We start from the raw sequence: 11,786 nt of genomic DNA on the forward strand, positions 1-11,786 counted from the left end.
TTCCACAAATGCTAAATGTTTCTAAAAATAAGGGATTTTACTCTTGAGAGAGGAATTCGATGTCTTCTAAAAGGCGTTTTACTTCTTCTTTGTTTGTTCCGTCATAAAAACCTCTAACGCGGCGTTTTTGATCGACCAAAACAAAATTCTCTGTATGTACCATATCATAAAGCTGATCTGGTCTACCCAATTTCACAGCCAAATACGATTTTCTGGCCATGGTGTAGATTTCTTTTTTATCGCCTGTCACCAAATTCCACTTGCTGTCTACAACACCATATTTTATGGCATAAGCTTTTAAAACAGAAACGCTATCAACTTCAGGGAAAACGGTGTGAGAAAGTAACATTACCTTAGGGTTATTTAAAACTGCTTTTTGAACATCTACCAAATTGGTTGACATTTTAGGGCAGATTGATCCGCAGGTTGTAAAGAAGAAATCGGCAACATAAATTTTTCCTTCGTAGTTTTTCTGGGTAATGGTATCGCCATTTTGATTGATAAAAGAAAAATCGGCAATGGTGTGGTATTTGCTTTTATATTGAACGGTACTGTCTACCAGTTCAGGATTTACATCGGCTGGATTATAAATTGGAAGTGTCTTTTTAGGTTTCAGCGCAGAGTAAAACAAAGATATCGTAACAACCGAAAATACTATTAAAACAATAAAGAATTTGCGGTATTTATATAAAAGCGATTTCATAAAAATAATTTGGCGCAAAAATACAAAAAGCAGATTTTAAAAACTTTACTGTATTATTTTTTTAACAGCCTTTTGTAACTTTTACTTGAGTCTGTAGACATATACCTCAATGTTTAAATTCTATTTGTGAAATTTATCCGTCTTTTTGACTGTACAGTTAGAATTTTAACACAATTTTTGAAATAATAACAATATGTTTGTATTTTCCCTTAAACTATAACTTTTTATGAAAAAACAATTTGCTAAACCTGTGTTTGGTGTGATATCTGCAATGTTTGCAATAACTGCAGCTCAAGCTCAAACAGCGCCAAAAGAGCCAGGTATTAATGTATCTTACATGGATACGAAAATCAGCCCAAGTCAGGATTTTTTCAAATATGTAAACGGCACTTGGCTGGAAAAAACAGAAATTCCGAGTGATCGTACGACATGGGGAAGTTTTAATGAACTAATTAAAAGAACCGACAAAGATGTGATGGAGGTTTTAAAAGAAGCTTCCAAGAATCCGAAATACAAATCGAATACAGATCAAGGAAAAGCGGTTAACCTATTTAATACTTACTTAGATTCTATCGGAAGAAATAAGAAAGGAATCGAACCTTTAAAACCATATCTGAAAAAAATCGATGCAATTAAAAGCATTGCTGATGTTCAGAAATATTTGGTTGAAATGGAAAAAGAAAGTAATGCTGGATTTTTCGGAATTTACATTGGAGCTGATGATAAAGACAGTTCTATAAACTCTGTAAATTTAGGCCCAAGCCAATTAGGACTTCCAGATAAAGATTATTATACTTCTGAAGATAAAGATTCTAAAGAAAAACGTGCTAAATATGAATTGCATGTGGCAAGAATGCTTCAGTTTATTGGAGAGTCTCCAGAAAAAGCAAAACAAAGCGCTGCTGAGGTTTTAGCTCTTGAAACAGAATTATCTAAACCAAGATTGAATAGAGTTGAAAGAAGAGACAGCCGTTTGCAATACAATCCAATGACAATTGCCGAGCTTCAAAAATTAACTCCAGCCATTAAATGGAATCAATATTTTGCTGGTTTAGGAATTACTAAATTAGAGACTGTTATTGTAAACGAGCCAAAATATATGACGGCTTTAGAAACTGTTTTCAAGGAAAATAAAGTAGCACAATGGAAAGAATACCTGAAATGGGATTTGATTAACGGTGCTGCTGGTAAGTTAACAACTGAAATTGATAATGCTAATTTTGACTTTTACAGTAAAACATTAAGAGGTGCAATAAAACAGCTTCCGGCTGAAGAAAGAGCACTAAATGTTGTAAACGGAAATGTTGGTGAAGCCCTTGGAAAGCTTTATGTAGAAAAAGTTTTTCCAGCTGAAGCTAAAACTAAAGCGATTGATATGATTCATAATGTTATTACGGCTTACCAAAATCGTATTAACAATTTAAGCTGGATGTCTAAAGACACTAAAGCGAAAGCAATCGAAAAGCTGAACAAAATAACGATTAAAGTTGGATATCCTGATAAATGGAAAGATTACTCGGCTTTAGAAATTAAAAGCATTGCAGAAGGAGGAAGCTATTTTGAGAACTCTAAAAGCTTAGCGTTATGGAGATTTAAGAAAAGCGTAGATAAATTGTCTAAGCCTGTTGATAAAACGGAATGGCATATGTCTCCGCAAACTGTAAATGCATATTATAACCCATCTTATAACGAAATTGTATTCCCAGCTGCAATCTTACAACCTCCTTTCTACAATTATCAAGCTGACGAAGCTGTTAATTATGGTGGAATTGGTGCCGTAATTGGACACGAGATTTCTCACGGATTTGATGATTCTGGAGCGCGTTACAATGCTGAAGGAAATTTGGTGGATTGGTGGACAGAAGATGATTTGAAACAGTTTACAACTTTAGGAAATGATTTGGCAAATCAATACAGTGCTCTTGAGCCATTGCCAGGTATTCATGTTGATGGTCATTTTACATTGGGTGAAAATATTGGAGATTTAGGTGGAATCAATGCGGCTTATGATGGTTTGCAATTGTATTTGAAACAACATGGAAACCCAGGTTTAATTGACGGATTTACTCCTGAGCAAAGATTCTTTATTTCTTGGGCTACCGTTTGGAGAACAAAATCTAGAGATGAAGCAATCAAAAATCAAGTAAAAACAGATCCGCACTCTCCTGGAATGTACAGAGCTTATGTGCCAATTCAGAATGTTGATGCTTTCTACAAAGCATTTGATATTAAGAAGGGTGATAAAATGTACGTTGAACCAGAAAAACGAGTTAAAATCTGGTAATATATTTTAATGATAAAAAAAGGCGGTTCCGAATATCGGAACCGCCTTTTTTGCTTTACTATGTTTAGATAATCAAACGATGTTCCGTAGGAACATTTCGTCGGTAGAAAAAATATTGACGACCCATTTTTTACGTTCCGTAGAAACGTGTGATTTTGACGTAAATTTTAACCATCCAGCATATCAAACGTTCCTACAGAACGTAAATGGTTAATAACATAATTTTCTACCGACGAAATGTTCCTACGGAACATCTTGTAATTATTTTAAATTACTGTAGATGTAAGCTTCAATTGCTTTTAACTCTTCATCAGACATTGCTTGAGTTATGGCAAAATTGGTTTTCATAACCTCAAACTGACTTGGATCTACAATTGGTTCTGCATTTCCTTTTAAGAAAGTAACAATGTTGCCATTTTTGTCTTTGTAGATTTTGGCAATTTCCTTAATGCTTGGTCCAACTACTTTTTGATCGGGCTGATGACAAGCAAAACAGTTTCCTGTGCTTTCAAATATTTGTTTTCCTAATTCTTCTGGACTTTTGGCCTTCGCCGATTCGCCTTCAGAAACAGATTCGGTTGCTGCGTTTGTCGGCTCAGAAGTTTCTTTTTTACAAGAAGCAAAAGCTAAAACAGCAGATAAAAATAAAACCTTTTTCATCTTATTTCTTTAAAAGTATTGCTGCTTCTTTAGCAAAATAAGTAGAAATAAGATTAGCACCCGAACGTTTGATGCACATTAATTGCTCCATCATAATTTTATCGTGATCCAGCCAGCCTCTTTCAGATGCCGCTTTTATCATAGCATATTCTCCAGAAACCTGATAAACAGTTACAGGTACATGTACTGTATTTTTTATTTCGCGAACAATATCCAAATAAGCAATTCCTGGTTTTACCATAACCATATCGGCACCTTCTTCAACGTCTGATAGCGCTTCTTTAATCGCTTCGATACGATTGGCATAATCCATTTGGTATGTTTTTTTGTCTTTTGGAACCACAACATCAGCTTCTTTTGGAGCCGAATCTAAAGCATCTCTAAACGGACCATAAAAAGCAGAAGCATATTTAGCAGAATAACTCATGATTCCCACATTCTGAAATCCTGCTGCATCCAAACCTTCGCGAAGGCGTAAAACGCGTCCGTCCATCATATCGCTTGGAGCAACAAAATCGGCACCAGCTTCTGCGTGCGAAATGGCCATTTTTACTAAAGCATCAACTGTGCTGTCGTTTTCTACATCGCCATCTTTTATGATTCCGTCATGACCATAAATAGAATATGGGTCTAAAGCCACATCTGGCATAACGATCATTTCTGGACAAGCCGCTTTTATGGCACGAATAGCTTGCTGCATTAACCCATCAGGATTCCAAGCTTCTTTTCCAGTATTGTCTTTTAAGTTTTCGCTAACTTTTACATAAATGTTAACGGCGCGAATTCCTAAATCAAAAAGTTCTTTTACTTCTTCAACGGTTAAATCTATAGATCTTCTGAAAATTCCAGGCATCGACGGAATTTCGACTTTTACATTTTCTCCTTCAGCAATAAACATTGGAAACATAAAATCCGATGGACTTAAGCTGGTTTCGCGTACTAAAGAACGAATGGATTCATTTACTCTTAATCTTCTGCCTCTTTGTAATGGGAACATATAAATTTAGATTTTAGATTTTAGATTTCAGATTTTAACCTGAATTTGAAAACAGATTGATAAATCCTTATTCTAAAATTGAAGTTGTTTTTTATTTTTTTGAAGTTATCTCACTTTTTGTTGAGTGGCGCAAAGTTAAAGAAAAAGGAATAAAATAAGGCGTTTAGCTTGCTGTAGAATGAGTTAATATTATCTAAAAATTTCGATTTTTTATTGTTTGAAATCAAAGCATGGTTTTTCAGAATATTCCATCTAAATTTGCAAAATGAAGAAAATTCTCGCTTTATTTTGCTGTCTGCTCTTAACAAGCTGTTTTGAGATTACAGAAAGAATTAAACACCACGATGACCAAAGTGGCGAATATACGTTGATGATCGACTTTTCGAAATCTTGGTTCAAGACCAAATCGGCTATCTGGCTGGAAGAAGTGGACGGAGTAAAAATTCCAAACGAACAGGAAATTACACAGAAATTGGAAGATTTTAAGGTGAAAGCTGTAAAAATTGACGGGATTTCGAATGTTACTACAAAAACAGATTTTCAGAATTACGTTTTCATTATCAAACTCAATTATGCGAATCTTAAAGCGTTAAATGCTGTCGTAAATACGATAAACAATCAGCGGGATCAGATTCACTTTAGCGGAAGCGGTAAAACTTTTGAAAGAATTGCATCTTATCCAGTTCCTGAAAAAGTGGTAAACGACCCAACGAAAAAGAAAGATCTTGAAGAAGCTAATATTATCGCCATTTATAGTTTTGATAAAGATATTGTGGCTGTAGATAATGCTAACAGCAAAATTTCAAAAAATAAAAAAACGGTTTTTTTAAAGCAAAGTATGTACAGCGTATTTAAGAAATCGACTTTAATGAATAATACAATCCAATTAACGCCTTGATTTATGAAGCATTTTTACACTCTAATTTTTCTATTTGCCACGTATTTTACTTTTGGACAAACGAGTCCAGACAAATACGATTATTTTGTACAGTTTAACGGAAATCAGCTTTCTAAAAAAGTCAGCATAGATGAGGTGCTGAATCATTCAATTATTACTATATACACGAGTAAAAAACCTGATTTTGATTTGCGTCAATATACTTCGATCATTCAATTGGACCAGAAAATTACGGTTCATGGAAATTTCTTAGATAGTGTTCCGTTTTATCAGGTTACTATTCCGATAAAAAACAAAGAAGCAGTTAGACAATATCTGATTGAAAAACAAGGAGCTAATGAAAAGAATGGCATAATTGAAGAATTTGGCAAATATGCTGTTTTTACACCAAGCGGTTTAAAGAGATCATTTGTTTGGAATGATAATTATTTGGTCATATTTGAATTAACAAAAAGACTTCCTAATAAATTTTATGCCTCGCCAGATGGGCCTCCTGTTTTAAACGATTCAATAGGAATTTCGGAAGCGTATGAAGAAACGGTAATTGTAGATACACCGAAAGTATATGGAGTAGAAGAAGCGCCAAATCCGCCGAAAATAGCAGAACCGTCTGTAGTGCGCGATGAACTGATGGTAGCTGATGTGCCAGCCGGATCAGCAGAGACGGGAGAACAAGATTATTTGTACGACGGAAATCCTTATCAAGAATATACGGCTGAACAGGCAGAATTTGATAAAAAACTAGCCGAACAGCAAAGAGAAATTATAAAAGGCTTATTTGAAAATGGTTTTACAGCGCCAAGTTTTTCAAAAATAAATGCTTTAGCAGATATTTCGTCTTGGGTTAATTATAGCGGATTGATGTCCAGTTTTTATTCGTTGTACAATTATCCTTTGGCGCTGTTTGGCGGTTATGATAAATACCTGCCAATGCAGAAGAATTTTGGGAATTTTATAAAAGGCATTAATCTGGATTTTTATTTTGATAATGATAATTCTCGAATAGAAGAGGTGGTTGAATATGCTCCAGAAATTGCTGCTGTTGTAAGCAAAATTAGTGATAGAAAAATCAATAAAAGTATCTTTAGTTATTTTCCAGCAGAAAAACCTTTAGGTTACATTTCGTATCATGCCAATACAAAAGCGACACTTGAAAATTTTCCATCATTGATGTCTGAATTATTTCAGAATCCAAAATTCGCGAAGGAAGATATTACGCTAATTACAGATCTGATTTCTACAATTGTTGACGAAGAAGCGACAGCAAAGCTTTTTGATGGTGATTTAAGCGCTTTTTTATACGGTACGAAAGAAGTTGAGGTAATGACCAAAAAGTATGATTATGATGAGAATTATGAAGAAAAAATAACGGAGGAAAAAGTGAAAAAAGATATTCCACTGTTTTCTGTGATTTTTACTTCCACACATCCGACTTTTGGAGATAAATTATTGCAATTGGGAGTTCGTAAAAAAGTTCTGGTTCCAAATGGAAATTCATATATTGTGGTTGGCACTCAGGAATATGGTGATATTTATATTACGAAAGATAAAGATGTCGTAATTGTTGCCAATACAAAAGATTATTTTGGAACAGGAAAAGGTTCTTTTGTCAAAGACGCAAAGAAAGAATTAAGCAAAAATTACATTTCTGGAAAACTGGATATTGCGCAAACCGTAAAAACATTCGGTAAAAATGCAAAAGATTCAGAATTGGATCGAATGACCAAAATTTCATCTCAGTTTTCAGACGTATCAATTGAATCGCCTAAAAAACTAATTGACAATAAATTGAAGTTTGTTTTTAAACTAAATTCTTTCAAGTCTGATAAAAACATTATTCTGCAGACATTAGATCTGGCAGAAGAAATGACTTCTAAATAATCGAAAAAAGAAAAATCCCTGATATGAGAGTATCAGGGATTTTTTTATTCAAAAAAACAATTCATTCCGTAGGAATGTTTCATCGGTAGAAAAAAAAATTGACGGTACCATTTATTTACGTTCCGTAGGAACGTTTGATTTTTTCAGCTTGCTAAGTAATTGAAGCCTGATAAATTCCTTTAATCGTTTCTTTTAATTCAGCATTAAATTCTTCATCAGATTGGCCAGCGGTAAGTCCTTCAGACAATGCTCTAGAAAAACTGGCAATCAATCCGTGGTTTTGTGAGAGTTTTTGATTTGCATCTTCTCGTGAATATCCGCCAGAAAGTGCTACAACACGAATCACATGAGAATCTGAAATAAGATCGCTGTAAAAATTGTTCACGGTCGGAATCGAAAGTTTCAGCATTACTTTTACCTCTTTATCCAATAAATGAAGCTGTTTTTGAATTTCTTCTTTCAGAATCTCTTCCGATTTTTCTTTATCAGGACTGTAAATATCAACTTCAGGTTCTATAATTGGGATTAAACCTTTGCTGAAGATTTGTTTTCCTACTTCAAATTGCTGGGCAACAATATCTCGTATTCCGTCAGGATTCGCTTCTTTAACTACAGAACGCATTTTAGTTCCAAAAATATTTCGTTCTACAGCCCGATCTAACAATTCATTTAAGCCAGAAATGGGTTTCATTAGTTGTACGCCATTTGCAAGATCTGCAAGTCCTTTATCTACTTTCAAGAATGGAATAATATGTTTTTTCTCCCATAAATAATCGGCTGTCCATTGTCCGTCTATTTTACGATCCATTGTATTTTCAAACAAAATAGCACCTAGAATATATTGGCTGTCAAAAGCAGGACTTTTAATAATTCTAGTTCTCATTTCATGTACAAGAGTGTACATTTCTTCGTCATTTTTATATTGATTTTCTTGAACACCATATTGCGATAATGCCTTTGGTGTGCTGCCACCGCTTTGGTCAAGTGCTGCGATAAACCCTTTTCCAAAATGCATGAGATTTAATTGTTCTGTGTTCCTATTTTCCATAATAATGAATTTTAGTTTTTCATAAATCTCTCTAATTTAAGCATTTTTATTGTGCTTGCGGTTTATTTCAGATTAAGATTTCTTACAGTCCGATTTTTTCATTGACCTTATCGTAGACTTCTTTTACCTTTTTAGGAGGATCAAATCGATACCCGACAGACAATTTTAGAGTAGAAATATTATCATTCAATCGCGGATCGGCTTTGTCATCTTGTGCAAAACCTATGGTGTTAAGACTTGCAAAACCAAAAAAGCGGTCTCTGTTATAAGCCAGCTTCAAATTGAAGTCGGCCTGATATAAAGCTGAGGTTTCTTTATCAATAATGTTAAGACCGCCACCCAAAGCAAGTCCGGCGCCAATTAAAACCCGATCGCTAATTACAAAATTGTAAAAATAGGAGGGCGCCAGCGTTATAACATAAATATCTCCAGGAGACGAGTCGGGAGTGTTTAAATCTAAATTGGTGTAATAAAATGAGAAAGTCGGAATGAAACTTCCAGAACTTTTAGTCTGCCATTCGTTTTGGCTTACAAGTGTTTTAAAAGAGAATTTATCATTAAAAACATAAGCAGTCGATCCGCCAATTTTTGTGGTTCGCATATTAGGCAGCTGAGCTGTAATATTATCATCACTGATATAAAATCCTTTTTGATTGATAAAAGTCAAAGACTGCATCCATTTTTTATAGTAAAAACGGGTATTGAAATTAAAATGCTTAGAATGAGAATCGCCTTTATTCTGGCTTAGAAATTTAGGCGCAAAACCAATTGTGACATCAATAATTTTGTAATTCAAATTAAAACCAATTTGTTCTCTTCGATTCGGAATTAGATTCACATACATTTTCGGATCAGTATTGTCTGAAGCAATCTGAAAACTATTGGAAGTATCTAAATAATAAATACTGGCGGTAATTTTATCATTGTATGATTTAAAATACGGATTTTGCAGGGAATCGTTTTGGGCAAAACACCCAAAAATGCTAGTAAAGAATGTGGCGTAAATCAGTTTCAAAATAATGTGGTATTTAAAAATGCTTCGGAGAAGCAAAATATTTATAGCAATTATAATAATCGAATAAGATTGAAGCTCCAGAGGAGCGACATAAATTAAATATCATCAAACAGATATTCATTTTTAAAATCAATATTGAATAATTTTAGAAATGCGATATATTCTTCTTTAAACGTTTTGGTTTTATGATGTTCTTCTTGATTTTCAATGTATTTTATAACAGGTGTCAATTGTGAATGTCCATATGAAAACGCTCCAAAACCTGTTTGCCATTCGAATTTCCCATTTATCCATTTTTGTTCATTGATAAATTTGGATGAACTTGATTTAATATCTCTTACCAAATCTGATACTGAAATATTTGGTTTTATTCCAACTAAGATATGAATATGATCTGGCATTCCGTTTATTGCAATCAGTTTTTGTTTCTGATTGGTAATAATTCCTGTAATGTATTTAAAAATTTCATTTTTCCAATTTTTGGAAATTAAGTTCTGCCTTCCTTTTACAGCAAAAACAATTTGAATGTATAATTGAGAATAAGTATTAGCCATGTTTTTAAATAAAATTTATTGAAAGGTTAAATCTAGTCAATAAATTTAATTGTAGGATAAATATTTCTTTTTTATGCAAAATAAATATGTCGCCCCTCTGGGGCTCTTTTAAAGAGATGTTAGATTATGCTATAAATATTGGGCTTCTCCGAAGCCTTTTCTGATTTTAGTATAAAAAATAGATGGAGTGCGTAAAAAAAATGCTCCAGCGGAGCAAAATATTTATAGAAATTGAATTGACAAAAAAAAGAAGCCCCAGAGGGGCGACATATAATTATCAAATTAAATAAATTTTTGACTATGAAATCCACTCACGCGGATTTGCCAATACATTGATCAATTTTTCTTCTTCGCTTCCTGCTTCTGGATGATGATCATAAACCCATTGAACATGCGGAGGCAAACTCATCAAAATACTTTCGATTCTTCCGTTGGTTTTTAAACCGAATAAAGTGCCTTTGTCATGAACCAAATTGAATTCAACATAACGACCACGACGAATTTCCTGCCAGGTTCTGTTCTCTGGAGTATATTCTAAAACCTTTCTTTTTTCTACAATTGGCACATAAGCTTCAAGGAAACTATTTCCCACTTCGGTTACAAAATCGTACCAGTTTTCCATAGACATTTGCTCATTTGCTTTGCAATAATCAAAGAATAAACCGCCAAGTCCGCGGGCTTCATTTCGGTGTGCGTTCCAGAAATACGAATCACATTGTTTTTTATATTTTGGATAAAATTCTGGATTGTGTTTATCGCAAGCTGTTTTACAAGTTTGATGAAAGTGAATTGCATCTTCTTCAAACAAATAATAAGGCGTTAAATCCTGTCCGCCGCCAAACCATTGCTCAATTACTTTTCCAGATTCGTCATACATTTCGAAATATCGCCAATTGGCGTGCACGGTAGGAACCATTGGGTTTTTCGGGTGAATCACTAAGCTTAATCCACATGCAAAGAAATCTGCTTCACCAACACCAAACATTTTCTGCATCGTTTCAGGAAGTTTTCCGTGAACGGCTGAAATGTTTACACCGCCCTTTTCGAAAACCGCCCCGTTTTCAATAACACGTGTTCTTCCGCCACCGCCTTCAGGACGTTTCCATAAATCTTCACGGAATTTTGCAGTTCCATCAACAGCTTCTAATCCAGCGCAGATTTGATCTTGTAAATTTTGTATGTATGCGTAAAATTTGTCTTTCATGATTTTATGTATTCTGATTTAAGAAGTCCGAAGTAAACAGAGTTTTGCAAAGTGCCATCGCCATTTCTAAATTCGTCTCTTAAAATTCCTTCTTGTTTAAAATTATGTTTTAATGCAATTCGCTGACTTGCGATATTTACTTCTGATGTACAAATGAAAATCTTGTTCATCATTAATTCATTGAAACAAAAATCAAGTGCATTGGCAACCATTTTTGAGGTTATTCCTTTTCCTTGATAATCTTCATCAATAAAATATCCGAATTCACATTTAGAAATGCGATAATCGATCGTTTTTACACACAAATAACCAATTAGATTATTTGTTTTTATATCTCGGGCGAAGAAATAATATCCTTCACCGTTTCTTTCTTTGTCATTATTAAAGGAGATAAAATTTTCTGCTTTTTCTGGTGAGTCAGAATTAGCTAGTGTTACAGGGAAAGTTTTTTCAATGTGGTTTTTATTCTTGTCAATGAGTTTATAAAACTCTTCAGGAAGAATATTTTCAATTCGGTCTGTTTTCCAATCTGTAAAACTCAT

The 11,786-nt window shown here is 33.9% G+C and carries 11 protein-coding genes; 3 read left to right on the forward strand and 8 right to left on the reverse strand.

What is annotated here, in order from left to right; genetic code table 11:
* Window positions 1–37 precede the first annotated feature (37 nt).
* On the reverse strand, window positions 38–703 hold the full coding sequence (locus tag RB618_RS05690) for an SCO family protein (protein WP_308067872.1): 666 nt from the start codon (window positions 701–703) through the stop codon (window positions 38–40).
* A 226-nt stretch (window positions 704–929) separates the two neighbouring features.
* Between RB618_RS05690 and RB618_RS05695 the strand changes: the two genes are divergently transcribed.
* Window positions 930–2,987 (forward strand): M13 family metallopeptidase, encoded by a 2,058-nt coding sequence (locus tag RB618_RS05695; RefSeq protein WP_308067873.1) that lies wholly within the window; start codon window positions 930–932, stop codon window positions 2,985–2,987.
* Between the two features lie 261 nt (window positions 2,988–3,248).
* Here RB618_RS05695 and RB618_RS05700 read toward each other — a convergent pair whose 3' ends face one another.
* On the reverse strand, window positions 3,249–3,647 hold the full coding sequence (locus tag RB618_RS05700) for a c-type cytochrome (protein WP_308067874.1): 399 nt from the start codon (window positions 3,645–3,647) through the stop codon (window positions 3,249–3,251).
* 1 nt (window position 3,648) lies between these two features.
* Window positions 3,649–4,644, reverse strand: a complete 996-nt coding sequence (gene hemB, locus RB618_RS05705) for a porphobilinogen synthase (RefSeq protein WP_308067875.1) — start codon at window positions 4,642–4,644, stop codon at window positions 3,649–3,651.
* 265 nt (window positions 4,645–4,909) lie between these two features.
* On the opposite strand from hemB, the gene RB618_RS05710 reads away from it, so the two are divergent.
* Together RB618_RS05710 and RB618_RS05715 are read left to right on the forward strand one after the other, a co-directional pair.
* The gene (locus RB618_RS05710) at window positions 4,910–5,542 is read left to right on the forward strand and encodes a hypothetical protein (protein WP_308067876.1); all 633 of its coding nucleotides are present in this window, start codon (window positions 4,910–4,912) and stop codon (window positions 5,540–5,542) included.
* 3 nt (window positions 5,543–5,545) lie between these two features.
* A complete protein-coding gene (locus RB618_RS05715; protein WP_308067877.1) occupies window positions 5,546–7,423 on the forward strand; it encodes a hypothetical protein in 1,878 nt (625 codons plus the stop codon).
* Between the two features lie 151 nt (window positions 7,424–7,574).
* On the opposite strand, the gene RB618_RS05720 is transcribed toward RB618_RS05715, so the two are convergent.
* The 5 genes from RB618_RS05720 to RB618_RS05740 form a co-directional block, all read right to left on the reverse strand.
* A complete protein-coding gene (locus RB618_RS05720; RefSeq protein ID WP_308067878.1) occupies window positions 7,575–8,471 on the reverse strand; it encodes a fructose bisphosphate aldolase in 897 nt (298 codons plus the stop codon).
* Window positions 8,472–8,553: 82 nt separating this feature from the next.
* Window positions 8,554–9,486, reverse strand: coding sequence for a DUF4421 family protein (locus RB618_RS05725; protein WP_308067879.1), 933 nt, complete (start codon window positions 9,484–9,486; stop codon window positions 8,554–8,556).
* A 95-nt stretch (window positions 9,487–9,581) separates the two neighbouring features.
* Complete coding sequence (tnpA, locus tag RB618_RS05730; protein WP_308067880.1) at window positions 9,582–10,040, reverse strand: IS200/IS605 family transposase; 459 nt, start codon at window positions 10,038–10,040, stop codon at window positions 9,582–9,584.
* A 298-nt stretch (window positions 10,041–10,338) separates the two neighbouring features.
* Window positions 10,339–11,244 carry an oxygen-dependent coproporphyrinogen oxidase gene (gene hemF / locus RB618_RS05735; protein ID WP_308067881.1) on the reverse strand — a complete coding sequence of 302 codons (906 nt, stop codon included), beginning with the start codon at window positions 11,242–11,244 and terminating at the stop codon, window positions 10,339–10,341.
* The gene (locus tag RB618_RS05740; RefSeq protein WP_308067882.1) at window positions 11,241–11,786 is read right to left on the reverse strand and encodes a GNAT family protein; all 546 of its coding nucleotides are present in this window, start codon (window positions 11,784–11,786) and stop codon (window positions 11,241–11,243) included. The genes hemF and RB618_RS05740 overlap by 4 nt, the downstream gene beginning before the upstream one ends.

Origin of the sequence: Flavobacterium sp. LHD-85, from assembly GCF_030929595.1 — a bacterium.
In the GTDB taxonomy this organism is placed as follows: domain Bacteria; phylum Bacteroidota; class Bacteroidia; order Flavobacteriales; family Flavobacteriaceae; genus Flavobacterium.